We start from the raw sequence: 16,697 nt of genomic DNA, 5'->3' as shown, positions 1-16,697 counted from the left end.
TCGGGGTGCGTGTTGGTGAATTCAACTGGCGTCGACCAGGAGGCAGAACTGATTCTCCAAAGAGAATGGATGCGAAGACGCGACAGTTCTAACTCGATGTGGGCAGCTCAATTTCCCACTCGTCCGCGACCAGCGGCGGCACAAATCCCAAACTGGCTCTTCCGTCCGCCCAGCGGATCATCTCCGGCCGGCGGGCGACGTCCGTGCAGAGCCGGCTGGGATGCGGTGTGACGCCGACGCGGCCGAGGTCGAGCCGGTCTGCATCCCAGCAGGTCTGCACGGTGATGTCCGGGTGCGTCAGTTTGTGCGTGTGCCCTTCGCAGGCGATCTGCAGCAGGTGGAAGTCGCAGTCCGGGAGATCAATGCAACGGTCGCGGATTTCAGCCGCAAATTCGGCGGCCCGGGGGCCGTGGTCGGGATCGAAATGGTCGTTCAGTCGTTTCGCGTCGTGCAGGACGGCAAACAGCGTCACGATTTCAACCTTCGCTCGCGTCTCATGGGACAGCCGCAGGCCGTTTTCCAGCACACGAGCCCAGTGGACGACGCCGTGGCAGCCGTCGAGGGGCAGTGCGTAGTCCTGAAGAATCATTTTGAGGATTGGCTTGAGGTCCATCGTGTCATCGTACCTGGCAAGGGTCGTGCGGGAAGTCAATTGGTTTTACGACTGTGCATTGAAGTTGGAGGCGTAGTGACCACCGGCGACTCGCCGGTGGCTAAGAGAAGAGGAATTCTCCCGCCGCTGACAACGCACTCACGCGAAATTGGTCCCCGCTTCTGCTTCGACAACAACATCCCCTCGCCCACGACACCTGGATCCAGTGCAACGCCCCCGTCGTCCGCTCCGGCGAGAACGTCTCTCTCGACCTGATGCTCGGCAAGGACGGGGAAGAACATCGAGTCTAACTGCTGGCCAGCAAGATCGGCCCGGAGAAGGCGATGCAGAAAGTCGTCGACCCGGCCGGACGCTCCTACGACCTCAAGGACCGGCTGATCGGCACCGGCTATATGCCGAAGGAGGGTTACCGGTCGGCCCGGCTCAATCTCGTCGAGCCGGGGATGTACGTCGCGGTCCTCTCGAGCAACCAGATCGCCAACCACGGCGCCGACGATGCGATCGTCACTGTGAGCCAGGGGCGGGCCTTGGCGCAGGGGGCGCCAAACGCACGATTCGTCGAGGTTTCCGGTGCGACTCACAATGAGATTCCGATGATGCGACTGCGTCAGGAGTTGGACGCCATCATGGCGGCCCTGCCTCCGGCACGCAGTCTGCAGCCTCCGGAATAGCCGCGTGCCGCCTGTCGACACGACTCGTTTTTCCACGGCCGTGCCGACGGATTCCAGATCCTCTGCCGGTTCTATGCCCGACTCCTTGTGGTTCCCGTGATCCTGGACGCAAGGTCAGGTCGGGTTGGACATTGCTTTGGATTCTGTCGGCGGGCAGGATGGGAACCCGTTCCCGGCCCGGCAGTGTCGCCGATTTCCCGCATCGAAGTTGATGCATCCGTCGATCAGGTTCCGTTTTCGCCGCCGTGTCTATGGCTTGAAAACGCATTTGCGGCAAGAATTACCGAGCCCGTGGCCTCTGAACTTACCAAGGAATCTGTCCGATGAGCGAAACCGTCTCCCCATCGACCGATGTCGATGCGTTGTGCGTCAATACTCTGCGCTTTCTGGCCGTCGATATGGTGCAGAAGGCGAAATCCGGTCACCCCGGCCTGCCGCTGGGAGCCGCGGCAATGGCCTACTCCCTCTGGGACCGTTCCCTGCGCATCAACCCCGCCAATCCGTCCTGGCCGGACCGGGACCGGTTCATTCTTTCGGCCGGCCACGGCTCGGCGTTGCTGTATGCGCTGCTGCACGTGACCGGCTACGACCTGCCGCTCGACGAACTGCAGAAGTTCCGGCAGTGGGGCAGCCGCTGCCCGGGGCACCCGGAATACGGTCACACGGCCGGCGTCGAGGCGACGACCGGTCCGCTGGGGCAGGGGCTGGCGAACGGCGTCGGCATGGCGATCGCGGAAGTCGCTCTGGCGGCTCGGTTCAACCGGCCGAAGCATGCCGTCGTCGATCACTTCACGTACGTTCTGGCCAGTGACGGCGACCTGATGGAGGGGATCTCCTCCGAGGCGGCCTCGCTGGCCGGCCATCTGCAGCTCGGAAAGCTGATCGTCCTCTACGACGACAATAACATTACGATCGAAGGCAAGACCGACATCGCGTTCACCGAAGATCGCGCGGCTCGGTTTGCCGCCTTCGGCTGGCACATTCAGCACGTGGCGGACGGCAACGACCTCGACGCCGTCGCGGCGGCTCTCCAGACGGCCCGCGACGAGAAGCATCGGCCGTCGCTGATCAACGTCCGGACGCACATCGGCTTCGGCAGCCCCCACAAACAGGACACCGCGGCGGCTCACGGGGAGCCGCTGGGGGTCGACGAAGTGCGTTTGACCAAAGAACGCCTGGGCTGGCCCGTCGAGCCGCTGTTTCACGTTCCCGCCGAAGCTGCGGAGCATTTCCGGCAGTTCCTCGTGCGCGGAAAAACGTGGCAATCGGACTGGGAGACGCGGTTTGAGGCGTATCGCAAGGCCTACCCGGAACTGGCGGCGGAATTTGATCGTGTTATGAAGGGCGAGCGACCGGCCGACTGGGCCGCGGCTCTGCCGGTCTTCACGACCGATAAGGGGGCCTTGTCGACGCGCGCGGCTTCGGGGCGCTGCCTCAACGCTCTCGCGGGAAGCCTCCCCGAGCTCATCGGCGGATCGGCCGATCTGGCGCCCAGCACCTTCACGTTCATGGAGGGCGTGGGCAGCTTCCAGCCGGACACCCCGGCCGGCCGGAATATTCACTTCGGGATCCGCGAACATGCGATGGGGGCCGTTCTGAACGGGATGGTGCTGCACCGCGGACTTGTTTCGTTCGGTGCGACGTTCCTGGTCTTCAGCGATTACATGCGCCCGCCGATGCGTCTGGCGGCACTGAACAGCCTCCCCGCAATTTACGTCTTCACGCACGACAGCATTGCGATGGGCGAAGACGGTCCGACTCATCAGCCGGTCGAACAACTGATCGGCCTGCGGTCCGTCCCCGGCATGATGGTCCTCCGACCGGCCGACGCGAACGAGACCGCCGTCGCCTGGAAAATGGCGATCGAGCGCAAGTCCGGCCCGGTGGCGCTGGTGCTGACGCGACAGGGACTTCCGGTCCTCGACCTGGCGAGCTACCCGGGGCTTGCCGCGGGAACGCAGTGCGGCGGCTATGTGCTGCAGGACTCCCCGTCGAAGGAGCGGACCGATCTGCTGCTGATCGCCACCGGTTCCGAAGTTCATCTGGCAATGTCGGCGCGCGAGCGGCTGGCGTCGGAGGGGATCCAGGCCCGCGTCGTCAGCATGCCTTGCCGCGAGCTGTTTGCAGCGCAGCCGGAAGCCTACCGGCAGCAGGTCGTCACTCCCGGCGTTCCCCGGCTTGTGATCGAGGCCGGGATGCCGCTGGGCTGGCACTCCTGCCTCGGGGGGCAGGTCGCCGTGATCGGCATCGACCGCTTCGGGGCTTCGGCGCCGGGCAATCTCATGCTGGAAAACTACGGTTTCACCGTCGACAACGTCTGCGAACAGGCTCGCGCGCTGATCGGCCGGTCGAGCGGGCAATAGTCCCGGTTGCCGGCGGCTCCGGAGACCCAAGCTACGCCTGCGGACTCGCACGTTCTAAGAGTGCGAGTCCGCAGGTTGCGGTCTGTGCCGCATTCGCGGCGTCCCGGAGACGTGCGCTGCATTTCTGGCGGCCGAAGCCGTATCGAAGTCGCTTGTCCGCCGCGAGTGCGCCTCGCCAGCGTCTGACGCGACAGGACAGCCGAAAAATCGTCGTTGCGGCGCTGCTCAATGACTCCCTCCGAGGAGCATTTCCTGAGTGCTGCGGACCAGGAATTGTATTCACGCGCGCACTTGTCGATCTCGCCCCACGGTCTGCCTCTGAGACGACTGTCTGAACGGAAGAGCGGGTCAGTCCGGCGGTCGATCCACAAAGCAAAGATTTGCCTCTGGATCTGTCTCAAAAGTCGCGTAAGCTAGGCGTCTTCGACTTTCCTCGTTCCCAGGCTCCGCCTGAGAACGCCCTCTTGCGAGGCTCCGCCTCGTCTGGCATCTGACTGCCAACGAGGCGCCAGCCAGGAGGACGCTGAGCGTCCAAAGACGGCGTTCCCAGGCGGAGCCTGGGAACGAGGAGATGAATCCAGGAGCGCTGGCGGACGAGCCGCCAGTGGCGCCCAAATTCTTGGCGTTGACGCGGCGACTCGGACGTTTCTTAAAGGCTGAGACGCTGGGTGCTCGGGATTGTCCGGAAGGAATGCGGCGTGTTCGACTCGTGGCAGCTACGGACTGTTCTGAAGCGCTGGCGAGCGGCTGTCGCATTTGCTGCGGTTGCAGCCGCCCTGGCGGCGCTGGCCGGATGCTGGGGAGAGCTTTGCCTCGGGCGGGCCGAGGCGTGCCTGCTGCAGCGCAATTCCGGCGCGGCGGCGGACTGGATCGAGCGGAGTCTGTGGCTTGGCCGAAAAGCGGACGCCCGGACCTGTCTGCTGCAGATTCGAGTCGCGCGTCGGCTCGGCGACTTCGAGGACGTGGAACGCAAGCTGCAACAGGCCGCTCAACTGGGAGCGACCCCCGCGAAACTGGCGCGGGAACGACTGCTGGCCATGGCGCAGGCCAGTCAGTTTGCGGCGATGCAGTCCCAGTGGCCGGTGCTGTTGCGCGATCCCCGCGATGATGGGCCGGAAATCGCCCGCGCGTATTACACCTGGTCGATGCTGCGCCACAACCTGGACCAGGCTCGAAAGACTCTCGCCCTGTGGCATGCCGATTATCCCCGCGACCCGGAGCCGCTGATCCTGACGGGACGCCTGTTTCAGTCGCTGCTCAACTGGAAGGCCGCGGAGGACGCCTATCGTGAAGCACTGGCGCTGGCGCCCGATGACGATGACTGCCGTCTGGCGCTGGCGACGGCCCAGCTGGCGCGGCTGAAAACCGCCGAGGCGATTCCGCTCTACCAGGAGTACCTGCGCCGGCGCCCCGACGACCTCGCGGGAATTCAGGGACTGGCGCAATGTGCGGCGACGAACGGAGAGATGGACGAGGCGATCCGTCTGCTGCGGGAGACCTCGGATCGGAACCCCGATGATTTCGCCACGCAAATGGCCTATGGCGAAGTGCTGCTGTCGGCGGGAGACGCGACGGCGGCGGTGCCGATCCTCGAAAAAGCCCGGCGATCCGTCCCCGAGCATGCCAATCTCGCCAACTCGCTGGCCCGGGCGCTGAAAGCGTGCGGTCGCGCCGCCGAGGCTGAGCCGCTCTTCGCCTTCGTGGCGGAGTCGCGGCCGCAGCTCGATGAGCTGCTGAGCCTTGAGAAACAATTGCAGCTTCAGCCGGACAGTCTGGAACTGCGGATGAAGATCGCCGGAATCACGGCCAAATATGTTTCCCGCCGCGACGCCATCCGCTGGTATCAGCACCTGTTGCTCGTGGCGCCGGATTATCTTCCGGCGCACAGGGCACTGGCCGAATTGTACCGGCTGACAGGGGATGAAGTCCTGGCCGATCACCATGCGAATTGCGCGTCGGGGAATCCTCAGACTACGAAATCTTCCCCGGACCGATACCCAGGCACTTCTGTCACGACGACCGGCCCGCATTAGCATCCGATCGACAATTTCCGTTTCGGCGCACAACCCTCGTTTTGCCGCCTGTCCGAGACTCGCCCTTTTCCCATTTCATGACTTCGTTGAGCGACCGCCCCGTGCTGTCGCTGTCTCTCCCATTGTCTGGATGGTCGGCATGTTGAACATTTCTCCGAGCAGTCTGCGGAGCGGCTGGTGGGAGCTCGTCGCCGTTGTGGTGGTTGCAACCAGCGGTTGCTGGACGTCGCCCGCGGAGCCGGCCGCGGAGAAAGATGCACGCGCCCCTGCGGGTCCACGCGCCGGGGCTCCGACCGCGGATGCGAGAACGATTCATTTCGAGGATGTGGCTGAGTCGAGCGGAGTGGACTGGACCGGAAGAAACGGCGAGGAGGCGGGGCTGTTCGTCATCCTGGAAACATTCGGGACGGGCTGCGCAGTCGACGACTACGATCTCGACGACCAGCCGGATCTGTGGTTCGCGGGAGGGGGACATTTCGGTCCGGAGCGCCAGATACTGCCGCTGCCGATCGCCTTGTTTCGCCAGACCTCCGACTGGAGATTCGAGTCCGTCACCCACGCTGCAGGCCTGGCCCCGATCCGTCACTATCACCACGGAATGTGGACGGCCGACGCCGATGAAGACGGTTTTCCGGATCTGCTGATCACAGGCTGGGGAGGCCTGCAACTGTTCCGCAATCAGGGCGACGGCACGTTCATCGACTGGACGGTCGAGTCTGGTCTGGACGATTCGCTGTGGAGTCTGGCCGCCGGCTGGGCGGATCTGAACGGAGACCAGATTCTCGATCTGTTCGTGGGCCACTACGTCAACTGGTCCTTCCAGAACAATCCCGTCTGCGTCGACGCGAGAAGCCGGCAGCGACTGATCTGCGATCCCCACCGATTCCAGGGGTTGCCGTGCGCCGTTTACCTGAGCAACGGCGACGGAACATTTCGTGAAGCGGGCGCCGAACTTGGCTTTCGGGAAGTCGGCAAGACTCTGGGAGTCGTGATCGCCGACCTGAACTGCGATCGACGGCCTGAGATCTACGTCGCCAATGATACTCTTCCGAATCGTCTTTATGAGTCGCAGCCGACGGGACGATATCGCGAGGCCGCCATTGAGAACGGCGTGGCTCTGGGAGAGAAGGGGGAGTCGGACGGCAGCATGGGAGTCGCGATCGGCGACCTCGACGTCGATGGCAATCCCGATCTCTGGGTGGCCAATTTCGAGCACGAGAGCTTTGCCCTCTATCGCAATCTGGGAACCGGCATCTTCTCGCACTCCAGCCGCGCCTACGGCGTGACCGCGGTCGGTTCCGAGGCCGTCGGCTTCGGAACCGTCATTCAGGATCTGGACGGCGATGGCTACCCCGAAATCTTCTGCGCGAACGGGCATGTCCTTCCGCCGAATTCCGGCAAAGACCGTCAGCAACTCCCTTACCTCTTCTGGAATGATCGTGGACGGCGATTGCGAAACATCGCGTCGCAGGCGGGCGACTATTTCAGACGCCGGCATCTTGGCCGCGGCGTAGCCAGCGGCGATCTGGATGCCGATGGAGCAACGGATCTCGTCGTCACGCATACCAATGAGCCGGCGGCGCTGCTGCGAAACGAAACGGAACTTCCGAACTGGCTCTCGGTCCGTCTCGTCGGCCGCGACAGCCCGCGATCTGCCATCGGCGCCCGCGTGACCGTCGTCGCGGGACATCAGCGGCAAGTCAGAATTGTGACGGGAGGCGGCAGTTATCTCTCGACGAGCGATCGCACCTTGTCGTTCGGACTGGGGGCGGCCACGGTGGCGGAATCCGTGGAAGTTGCCTGGCCAACTGGTGCGACGACGTCCGTCGCGAACGTTCCGACCGGTCGAAAGCTGCTGCTGATCGAAGAATGAAATGCCATCGTGCGGAATCGGCGTCGTTTTTCACGCCTGAATTCCGGGGGGAACTCGAACTGCTCCTCGGGAGGCGCGTTTTGCCGCAAATTGGCGTCTCGGGACGGCCGCCGACACCGATTTGGCGGCGGAACCGAGGGCTCTGCGGCATTTTTCGACCCGCTTCACGGCTTGCTGGCGGAGTTTTTCGAAAAATTTGCTTTTGTCGCCAGACTTTGTGTTTGACCTGCTTGTCTGGAATCGATTAGTCTTCGTCGATTCGACGTCCAACTGCAATCTGCGAACGTCAGGTCGTCATCTCGACCGATCTCCACCAGCCTTCCTGAGTTGTAAGGCTGGAGGGGTTGGGTTTCTTTAAGATTCAGCGAATACTGGGTATCGTACGAGCTTATCAACGGCGATTTGCCGTGTTCAAAAATTCATTTTTGCTTTCCGGGTCGGGGCGAATCAAGCCTGTCGGTTTCAGGCATCCTAAGGTCGTGATCGACGGTTTCTGCATTCGGTTTCTCAGTCGAATTTTTCCGTTGGCGATTTTGCAAATCCTGCGGCAAGCCATCAGGCGGACTCTCGTCGGCGGCCCTTGCGGGGTGATCTTTCCTTCCATTTTTTGCTTTTGAGGATGCACCAAAATGACGAGATCGAAGTGGCGCGGCTTTACGTTGATTGAGCTGCTCGTCGTGATCGCCATCATCGCGATTCTGATCGCGCTGCTGCTGCCGGCTGTGCAGCAGGCCCGCGAAGCGGCTCGCCGGACTCAGTGCAAGAACAACCTGAAGCAGCTCGGCCTGGCCTGTCACAATTATCACGACACGTTCGGCCAGTTCCCTCAGAACTACGATGGCCGCCCTGTTTCGGAAATGACCGGCGGCAACTGGCAGCAGGGCTATGGCGCCTTCGGCTGGATCGTCATGGCCCTGCCATACCTCGATCAGGCCCCCCTTTACAACCAGTTCAATTTCAGCGATCGCTCGGGCAGTGGCGGGAGTTTTGGCTGGACGTCCCAGCAGAACACGACTGCGGCTTCCAACGTGATCACCGCCCTGATGTGTCCCAGCAATCCTCAGCCGAACAAGGTCAACGTCTCCGTAGCCGGGTGCAGCGGTGGCGGCGTTTACAACAACATGCAGGTCGGTCGGAGCGACTATAGCGGCAACTTGGGGTTCATCGCTGGTGACTGGCGATCCTGCCTGGTGCAGGATGGACGAGTTCCAGGCATTCCGCTGACGAAGACTGGGACGGAAACCATCGGGCAGCCGCTGGACGCCTGGGGAGAAGGCAACTCGCAGAACTACTTGCAGAGCATGAATGGCGTCTTCAGCTTCATGGGGACGGCGAAGATTCGGGACATCACCGATGGAACGTCCAATACGATCCTTGTCATGGAAGATCATCACTGGTCGGTTGGCAAACAGCAGCCTCAGAGTTACGCAGGGGACGTTGGCTGGGCCGGTTCGATGCAGGTCACAACCGCCGCAAACCTCGTGAACCAGAGTTACGGCTACGCCGATCCCAATCAGTGCCACGGGATCAGCAGCACGCATGTGGGCGGCGCTCACATTCTGATGGCGGACGGTGCCGTCCGGTTCCTCAGCGAGAACATCGGGATCAATACGCTGCAGGCCATCGCAACTCGCGGTGCTGGCGTCCCGGCCGGTGAGTTCTAAGAACTTCCGATCGCTGCGTCAGGATGCGTCTGAACGGGATCTCGCCGCCGACAGCCTTGTTGGCGGCGAGATCTTTGTCTTCATCTGCTGCAAACGCCAACGACAATGGTCGCAAAGTCCTCGGCATTCCGGGAAGTATTGCGTGGTGCGCTGCTGTTCGGCGTTCTGTCGGGGTGCGGGGCCGAGGACGCCTCGTCCATCGATGTCGTCGTAGCAGTTCCCCAGAAAGTCGTTGCTCCGGCTCCGCCCGTTGTTCTCCCGGTACGCTCCGTTAAGCCGGCCCCGGATCGCCTGACCACATTTCCCGAGTTTCAGGAAGTTGCGGCGGAGCTTGGGGTCGCGTTCACGTACGCCAACGGCGCTTCGGGACGCGTGCTGATGGTGGAAGCGACCGGGGGAGGCGCCGGCTGGCTGGACTACGATGGCGACGGCCTGCTCGATCTCTACCTGTGTCAGGGGGGGAATCCCGCGGCCGAGGACCGGAATGGCGAACCGCTGGACCAACTGTTTCGGCAGGTTCGCACCGGTCGCTTCGAACCGGTAGCCCTCTCGTCTGGAATCGTCGAAACCGGGTACGGTCAGGGAGTGTCGGTCGCCGACTTCGACGACGATGGCTTTGACGACATTTATGTGACCAACGTGGGACCCAATTCGCTGTTGCGGAATCAGGGAGACGGGACGTACCAGGACGTCAGCGTCGCAGCCGGTGTGGCCAACGCTCTGTGGAGCTCCAGTTCGGCCTGGGCCGACCTGGATGGAGACCGCGATCTCGATCTCTACGTCTGCAACTACGTGGACTACGATCCCTATCATCCGATTCCGTGCGGCACCGCCGACAAACCGGGAACGTGCCATCCGATGCATGTGGATGGGGTCCCGGACGAATGCTACTTCAACCAGGGAGACGGGACCTTCACTGCGGAGGCGCGTGCGCGCGGGCTGTTCGGGCCTGAGAACAAGGGCCTGGGGGTTGTGATCGCGGACTTGAACAACGACGGCTCTCCCGACGTCTATGTGGCCAACGACACCACGCCGAACTTTCTGTTCGTCAACGACGGGGCAGGGCGGTTTGCCGAGTCGGCCCATCTGCTGGGGTGCGCCGTGAGTCGAGACGGGCATGCACAGGCCAGTATGGGAGTCGCACTGGGGGATTACGACCGGAACGGGTGGCTCGATCTCTACTGCACGCATTTCACCAAAGAATCGAACACGCTTTACAAGAACCTCGGCCCAACGGGTTTCCAGGACATCACCGGGCTGGCGGGCCTCCATACGCCGACCCTGAAGAATCTGGGATTCGGGACGATCATGACTGACTTCAATCAGGACGGTCACGAAGACATTTTTGTCACGAACGGGCACGTCGACGACTGGCGGCAGAAGGGGGACGACTACGAAATGGCGCCGCAGCTCTTCAGCTTTGAAGGACCTCGCTTCGTCGAGTGTTCGTCCACGGCCGGCGCCTTCTTTGCGCAGAAACGAATCGGCCGCGGCGCGGCGCGAGGCGACTTCGATGGAGACGGGGACTGGGATCTGGCCGTAGTCCACCAGAACTCGCCGACGGCCATTCTCCGCAACGACTCGAAACGAGGAAACTGGCTGAAACTGCGTTGCATCGCGACCGGCAATCGCCGCGGAATCGGCGCCCGGGTCGTGCTGCGCCAGGGACAGGCGACGTTCACTCAGGAGCTGGCCGGAGGCGTCAGCTACTGCTCCGCGCACGAAGACTCGCTGATTTTCGGGTTGGGAGTCGATGCGTCGCCGGCGGACCTGGAAATTCGCTGGCCCGACGGTTCGCGGCAGACGCTCATGGCGCAGCCGGTCAATCGCGAACTGATACTGCGACAATCCCGCGGCGAGGAGGGACCGTTGCAGGGAGATCGACGGAGTGAGAGCGGAACGTAAGGATGGCGTCGTAGAATCGATCGAGCAGCGGTCTGATGGTGTTGTCCGTCTTCCGACCGTGCGACCCGCGTGGAAAGTCTTGAGGACGCCGGCAATCGTGTTCTGCAGCGGACGCGAGAACGAGTGATGTCGATGCAACAGTCCGTCGTAAAATCAGCTCGCGAGGAGGAGTTGCAGTCGCTTCGGCGACCGTGGCGGCGGGTTCGGCTGCGCTGGTTGTTGCTGCCATTGCTCGCGTTGATGGTCGGCGCGCCCGCCGGTCGATGGTTTTATTCGAGTTGGCGCGGCGTGTCCGTCGCTGACTTCAATCGCGAGTGCCGCGAGCTCAGCACCCGCCAGAAGTGGCGGGAGCTGTCGGAGCTGTCGGAAAAATGGTCGAACATTGAGCCGGCAAGGGCGGAACCGTGGTTGTATCGGGCCGGCGCGGCCGAAGGGCTCGAGGACTGGGCCGGCGTAGTGCAATATCTCGATCGCGTTCCGCGGGACGATCGCCGTGCGGTGGGTGCTCTGGTTCGCAAGGCTGTCGCGGAGTTCGAACAGTTGAATCGCCCTTGGGACGGCCTGCGGACCTGCGATGAAGTGCTGGAACTGGAGCCTCGCGTGCTGATCGCGCACAAACAGGTCATCTTCTTCGACGCGATGACCCTGCAGCGGGCGGAGATGGTTCGCCGGATCCGCCGGGCGATCGAGGTCCGTCGCGAGAGTCCGGAGTCCTACGTCTATCTGGTCAGTGCAAGCTGGTTCTACAGCGGTTCGCTCTATCGTCACAATACGCGCTGGCTCGAAGGCGATCCCGACGACGAGACTTTTCAGGTCGCGCAGGCGCTGCAGGTTTACACGTCGCAGGCCAAGTCGGACCTCGAACGGGCGGCGGATTTCGAGCACATTCCTCCGGCGGAAGAGCTGCTGCTGAAGTACCCGCACAATCTGGAACTGGTGGCGTATTTTCTGAATCGCAGCATCACCGACGGAGACCTGGAACGTGTGCAGATGCTGTTGCAGGCCGTTCCAAGCGACCGGGCCGATGCGGACGCGCGGTTCTGGAGGGCTCGCGCCTGGTGCGAAGATGCGCTTGGCGATCTGGAATCGGCCGAACGATCGTTGCGGCGGGCGTTTGCCCTCGATCCCTACTGGTGGCAGATACACTTTCAATTGCATGACCTGCTGCGACGGCTCGGCCGCCCCGACGAGTCCGCCAGATATCTGGAGATTTACAAAGTCTCCAAAGACCTGAGCACCGCCATCATGACCATGAATCGCTCGGAAGAGGGGTTCGACGACCCGGAATTCAGCCGGTCGCTGCTCAAACTGGCCGAACTGGTCGGCGACGACGAAGTCACCGTCGCGCTGCGGCAACGGGCGTCGCCGCGTTAGAATGAATCATAGAATGAAACCAATCCGAGGAGTCCGACCGCCGGCAGGACCTTTGGAAGAATCTGGCTCGACCATGTTCCACAACCCTGACATGAGGAGAAATCCAATGCGTCGTTCGATCGGTTTGCTGTTGCTGTGCGTGCTGGGGTGCTCGTCGCCGGGAATCGCCCCGCCGAAGCTGTATCCCGTCACCGGCAACCTGAAAGTCGATGGCAAGCCGCTCAAGGAAATCGTCGTGCAGCTCATGCCCGCCGATACGACTTCGAAGGCCCAGCCCTGCTCGGGCGTGACCGACGAGGAGGGCAATTTCAAGATCGCAACCAACGGCGACCGCGGCGCCACGGCGGGCAAGTTCAAGGTCGTGCTCGGCGGCGGCGCCATCAAGGAAGGTCCGATCTCGCTGGAGGAAGCCACCCGACTGTCGGGAGAAGGGAGGAAGTTTGGCGGGATGCCCCAGGTGAAGTATCCGTTCCCGAAGGAGTGGACCAGCCCGAAGACTTCTCCGAAGACGGTCGAAATCGTCGATCAGGGGATCACCGTGAATATCGACATCTAAGGCTTTGTTACACGCAAATGGAATCTGAATTGGGGTGGCTGGGGTCGGCCGCTTTGGGCCGCCCCCAGCGCGCTGGGCGAGATCGTTCAGAGTCCCGGGACTCGAAATCCGCCGCCCAGTCTCCCTGAATTCCGCCAGGCTGCAGTCAGCCGTTGGCTCGTCGTTCGGGGACGGAATTCTTCGTCGCGGGCGAACCCCGAATTCACTTCAACTCAAACGGCGGGAGCGTCGTTTCTCCCTCGGCGACGTCGATCACCAGGTCCGTGGAGTCTTTCGAGGCGTACTTCTTCGGGAGATCGTTCGGCTTCGAGCCCATCGATCCTCCGGAGATGACGATCTCATGGTGAATCACGGTCACTTTGTATCGCCCCGTCGGTGCGCCGTCGCCGTTGTTGTAGGTCGAAACGGCGAACTCGCCGTTCTCGCTCGTTTTGGCCCACGGACGAACCGACTCGGGAAAGCCTTCCTCCACAACCGGAAAAAAGGCCAGCTCCGCGTCTTTCACCGGCTTCCCCTTATAGGTCACCGCGCCTTTGACAGGGACGACTTTGTCCCAGGGCTTGCTCTTTCCGCAGCCGCAGACGAGCACGATCGACAGCAGGCCGCAAAGGGCCGACATTCCGCGGGATGAGAGACGTTCTGCAGACATGCTTCTGTGACCTTCCAGTCTCGAAATTCGTCACCCGGCCCGTCGGTCGCAGGCCATCGAGTCGGAGTTTTCCCCCGCGAATTTCCCTGTTCCGTACGAATCGGAGCCGAGCTGGCGCCCCGTTCGCCGGGGCGCCTCTCTGGCTTCGATGGAGAGCATTCCGGGAGAGTTGCGCTCCCGGAACGCGACGCGCGACGACTCTCTAGAACTCGCCCAGGACTTCTCCGCCGGAGGGGGTGCAGAGACCGACGAAGGTCCGGAAGTCCACGTTCTCGCTGACGAACCGGACGGCCCCGTCGCCCGTCGTGAAGTGGGCTCCGCCGGTGTGGAACGAGAATGGCGAGCCCGTACCGTGGGTGGCGATCGGCAGCCCGAGGATCGTTGAAGCGATTCCAGCGCTGCCGTAAGACTGCCCGCGGATGTTGTGACCGTTGGTCGCATTAATCGCGATCGCTCCCCCCAGCACGCCGGTCGCGGCGGGAGTCTCGCCAAAAATAATGATGTCGCTGGCGGGGCGCGACCAGCCCCCCGAGTTGAGCCGGTCGGTGCTGGACGACGCGGAATCCGTGTCGACCAGCGCGTTCCCCCCCGTCAATTTCTTGGGACCCCGCACATAGACGAAGGGGCGCCCGGCGGACTCCGCGATTGCGATGGTGTTGCTCAAACCGTCGGTGACGTCCCGGAATTTCCTGCCCTGTCGCGTTTTCAGGCCGGTGACGGGATCGATGGTCGCGTTCTTGGGGAAGAACCCCGCCACGTACGTGTAAGGAGCGGCCAGTCCCTGCGCCTGTTCGGCCGGGTCGACGAACGTGCCCGGGGCGGGAATCCCCAGGGTGATCGTGAAGACTCCGGGGGCGATTCCAAAGATCGGGGAGTAGCTGCTCGTCGACGCGATATTGGGAGTGAACGCACTTCCGGGCGGCGCCGTGTCGAGCACCCCCGCATCGACGTCGGACGGGCACTGAAAGGCCGCAATTCTCGTCTGCGAGATCGGAATGTTGGTCCCGACGCTCCAGTTAATCGTCTGGTTGTAATTGTTGAACAACGGGGCCTGTTCGATGTAGGGGAGCAATTCGGTGAGCAGGGCCAGTCGGACCGTGTTGGCGGTGGGCGGACGCAGGCTGGTCGGCAAGTAGGTGTAGGTGCTCTCGAAATTGTGGAAGGCCAGCCCGATCTGCTTGAGATTGTTACGGCATTGCGTGCGCCGCGCAGCTTCGCGGGCCTGCTGGACGGCGGGGAGGAGCAGCGCGATCAGGATCGCGATGATGGCGATCACGACGAGCAGCTCGATCAGGGTGAAGGCCGCCCGCAGCGGGCTCGGCTTCATCGGCGGGACAGACAGTTTCTTCACGGCGGATCTCCGAATCTTCTCGGTTGTGGTTGATGCACGAAAGCTGGCGGATGTCGAGGGGGAGGGAGGGGCTCAGCGACAACACAGCATGGTTTTCCCTTTCCGGCGATGGCCCTGATTTGACGGCCGGTGCGGCATTCCGAGTTTGCGGGTTGCAGGCGTCATTCCGATGGCAATGAAATCGACAATTCGATCACCAATTGAGTCGGGATTGTATTTGTGATCGCCGGATTGTCAAGAGTCCGCACTGAAGCAGTCGGAGATTTTTCCAGGCCAACCCAAACCGCCGCCACGCGAAATCCCATCTACGATTCATCCGGCTCAGTCCATTGCGCAATGTGCCTCAAATGTCTGTCACAAAACGATTAACGAAGAATTTCGTCAGGGATTCCTCCGTGCTTTGCGTTGTCGGGAGGCAGATTCCGCCGGTTATGGTTGCATCCGCCATTGCTCTCCGACAAACTACCACCAATAAAGTCATGGAATTATCGTGGGGTTGGCCGAACGGTCGATCTCTCTTCGCCGTGACATCTGTTTCCAGCCCGAAGTGATGGTGGCCCAATGCCCGCTCCCGAACGTTCGCTGACGCTGTTCTTCGCCCTGCTGCTGCTGCTGGCCGGTTGCAGTGGCCCAAGCCCGGAAAAGGCGGCCGGGGCGCCCGCCAGGCTCGAACTGCTCAACGTCTCTTACGATCCCACCCGGGAGCTCTGGCGGGATCTCAACGAGGCCTTCGTCCCGCTGTACAAAGCGGAGACCGGGGTGGACCTGGAGATCAAGCAGTCGCACGCCGCGTCGGGGAGTCAGGCCCGGGCCATTATCGACGGCCTGGAAGCCGATGTGGCGACGCTGTCGCTCTGGCCCGATACCGACGCCCTCCGCAAGCAGGGACTGCTCCGTGAAGGCTGGGACGACGGGCTGCCGAACCGCTCGCTCCCCTATACCTCCACCGTGGTGTTTGTGGTCCGCAAGGGAAACCCCAAGGCGATCAAGGACTGGGGCGACCTGGTTCGGCCCGGCACCGAGATCATCACCCCCAATCCCAAGACGTCCGGCAACGGCCGATTGAGCCTGCTGGCCGCCTGGGGTAGCGTCGTCCTGCGGGGCGGTTCCGAAGCGGATGCGCGGGAACTGCTCCGCAAACTCTACCTGCAGGTGCCGGTCCTCGACACCGGCGCCCGCGGGGCGACGACGACGTTCGCCCAGAAAGGGATCGGCGACGTCCATCTGGCGATGGAGAGCGAAGCCTACCTCGAAGTCCAGGAGTCGAAGGGCGCCGTCGAAATCGTTTATCCCTCGATCAGCATTCTGCACGAACCTCACATGACGGTCGTCGACAAGGTTGTCGATCAGAAGGGGACGCGGAACGCCGCCGAAGCCTATCTGAAGTTCCTCTACACGCCCGCCGGTCAGGAAATCATCGCGAAGCATTTCTTTCGGCCGACCGACCCGGACATCCTGGCGAAGCACGCCGGGCAGTTCCCGACGATCGAACTGTTTCCGCTGTCGAAGATCTCCGGAAGCTGGGACGAAGCGCAGAAGACGTTCTTCGCCGAAGGCGGAATCTTCGATCAGATTTACCACCCGGCCAGCCGCGGGGCCGACAAATAGCCCGCGGCCGTGAGCGACAACGCAGCGGCTGACGACG

General features: G+C 62.6%; 12 protein-coding genes. 9 read left to right on the top strand and 3 right to left on the bottom strand.

What is annotated here, in order from left to right; translation table 11 throughout:
- Positions 1 to 88: 88 nt before the first annotated feature.
- A complete protein-coding gene (locus tag SH412_RS14545) occupies positions 89 to 613 on the bottom strand; it encodes an HD domain-containing protein (RefSeq protein ID WP_336518734.1) in 525 nt (174 codons plus the stop codon).
- A gap of 323 nt (positions 614 to 936) precedes the next feature.
- Between SH412_RS14545 and SH412_RS14540 the strand changes: the two genes are divergently transcribed.
- The 8 genes from SH412_RS14540 (at position 937) to SH412_RS14505 (ending at position 13,052) form a co-directional block, all read left to right on the top strand.
- The gene (locus tag SH412_RS14540) at positions 937 to 1,284 is read left to right on the top strand and encodes an alpha/beta fold hydrolase (RefSeq protein ID WP_336518733.1); all 348 of its coding nucleotides are present in this window, start codon (positions 937 to 939) and stop codon (positions 1,282 to 1,284) included.
- A gap of 323 nt (positions 1,285 to 1,607) precedes the next feature.
- Positions 1,608 to 3,647 carry a transketolase gene (tkt, locus tag SH412_RS14535; RefSeq protein WP_336518732.1) on the top strand — a complete coding sequence of 680 codons (2,040 nt, stop codon included), beginning with the start codon at positions 1,608 to 1,610 and terminating at the stop codon, positions 3,645 to 3,647.
- A 698-nt stretch (positions 3,648 to 4,345) separates the two neighbouring features.
- Complete coding sequence (locus SH412_RS14530) at positions 4,346 to 5,680, top strand: tetratricopeptide repeat protein (protein ID WP_336518731.1); 1,335 nt, start codon at positions 4,346 to 4,348, stop codon at positions 5,678 to 5,680.
- Positions 5,681 to 5,819: 139 nt separating this feature from the next.
- The gene (locus SH412_RS14525; RefSeq protein WP_336518730.1) at positions 5,820 to 7,553 is read left to right on the top strand and encodes a CRTAC1 family protein; all 1,734 of its coding nucleotides are present in this window, start codon (positions 5,820 to 5,822) and stop codon (positions 7,551 to 7,553) included.
- Between the two features lie 629 nt (positions 7,554 to 8,182).
- Positions 8,183 to 9,217, top strand: coding sequence for a DUF1559 domain-containing protein (locus SH412_RS14520; RefSeq protein WP_336518729.1), 1,035 nt, complete (start codon positions 8,183 to 8,185; stop codon positions 9,215 to 9,217).
- A 105-nt stretch (positions 9,218 to 9,322) separates the two neighbouring features.
- The gene (locus tag SH412_RS14515; protein WP_336518728.1) at positions 9,323 to 11,122 is read left to right on the top strand and encodes a CRTAC1 family protein; all 1,800 of its coding nucleotides are present in this window, start codon (positions 9,323 to 9,325) and stop codon (positions 11,120 to 11,122) included.
- A gap of 132 nt (positions 11,123 to 11,254) precedes the next feature.
- Positions 11,255 to 12,496, top strand: coding sequence for a tetratricopeptide repeat protein (locus SH412_RS14510; RefSeq protein ID WP_336518727.1), 1,242 nt, complete (start codon positions 11,255 to 11,257; stop codon positions 12,494 to 12,496).
- A gap of 106 nt (positions 12,497 to 12,602) precedes the next feature.
- Entirely contained in the window at positions 12,603 to 13,052 is a 450-nt protein-coding gene (locus SH412_RS14505; RefSeq protein ID WP_336518726.1) for a hypothetical protein, read from the top strand.
- Positions 13,053 to 13,254: 202 nt separating this feature from the next.
- Here SH412_RS14505 and SH412_RS14500 read toward each other — a convergent pair whose 3' ends face one another.
- On the bottom strand, positions 13,255 to 13,701 hold the full coding sequence (locus tag SH412_RS14500; RefSeq protein ID WP_336518725.1) for a hypothetical protein: 447 nt from the start codon (positions 13,699 to 13,701) through the stop codon (positions 13,255 to 13,257).
- A gap of 202 nt (positions 13,702 to 13,903) precedes the next feature.
- Positions 13,904 to 15,052 carry a DUF1559 domain-containing protein gene (locus SH412_RS14495; RefSeq protein ID WP_336518724.1) on the bottom strand — a complete coding sequence of 383 codons (1,149 nt, stop codon included), beginning with the start codon at positions 15,050 to 15,052 and terminating at the stop codon, positions 13,904 to 13,906.
- A 561-nt stretch (positions 15,053 to 15,613) separates the two neighbouring features.
- Between SH412_RS14495 and SH412_RS14490 the strand changes: the two genes are divergently transcribed.
- A complete protein-coding gene (locus SH412_RS14490) occupies positions 15,614 to 16,660 on the top strand; it encodes a sulfate ABC transporter substrate-binding protein (RefSeq protein ID WP_336518723.1) in 1,047 nt (348 codons plus the stop codon).
- The last annotated feature ends 37 nt before the right edge of the window (positions 16,661 to 16,697 follow it).

This window comes from Planctellipticum variicoloris (genome assembly GCF_030622045.1).
Taxonomy (GTDB): Bacteria; Planctomycetota; Planctomycetia; order Planctomycetales; family Planctomycetaceae; genus Planctellipticum; species Planctellipticum variicoloris.
The sequence above is the reverse complement of the archived record's forward strand: the minus strand, read 5'-3'. Positions and strand labels throughout refer to the sequence as shown.

Bases quoted from the DNA above. Each gene is read 5' to 3' on its own strand.
- SH412_RS14540 (WP_336518733.1), top strand. From the start codon at position 937: ATGCAGAAAGTCGTCGACCCGGCCGGACGCTCCTACGACCTCAAGGAC.
- SH412_RS14510 (WP_336518727.1), top strand. From the start codon at position 11,255: ATGCAACAGTCCGTCGTAAAATCAGCTCGCGAGGAGGAGTTGCAGTCG.
- SH412_RS14505 (WP_336518726.1), top strand. From the start codon at position 12,603: ATGCGTCGTTCGATCGGTTTGCTGTTGCTGTGCGTGCTGGGGTGCTCG.
- tkt (WP_336518732.1), top strand. From the start codon at position 1,608: ATGAGCGAAACCGTCTCCCCATCGACCGATGTCGATGCGTTGTGCGTC.
- SH412_RS14545 (WP_336518734.1), bottom strand. From the start codon at position 613: ATGGACCTCAAGCCAATCCTCAAAATGATTCTTCAGGACTACGCACTG.
- SH412_RS14515 (WP_336518728.1), top strand. From the start codon at position 9,323: ATGGTCGCAAAGTCCTCGGCATTCCGGGAAGTATTGCGTGGTGCGCTG.
- SH412_RS14520 (WP_336518729.1), top strand. From the start codon at position 8,183: ATGACGAGATCGAAGTGGCGCGGCTTTACGTTGATTGAGCTGCTCGTC.
- SH412_RS14500 (WP_336518725.1), bottom strand. From the start codon at position 13,701: ATGTCTGCAGAACGTCTCTCATCCCGCGGAATGTCGGCCCTTTGCGGC.
- SH412_RS14525 (WP_336518730.1), top strand. From the start codon at position 5,820: ATGTTGAACATTTCTCCGAGCAGTCTGCGGAGCGGCTGGTGGGAGCTC.
- SH412_RS14490 (WP_336518723.1), top strand. From the start codon at position 15,614: ATGCCCGCTCCCGAACGTTCGCTGACGCTGTTCTTCGCCCTGCTGCTG.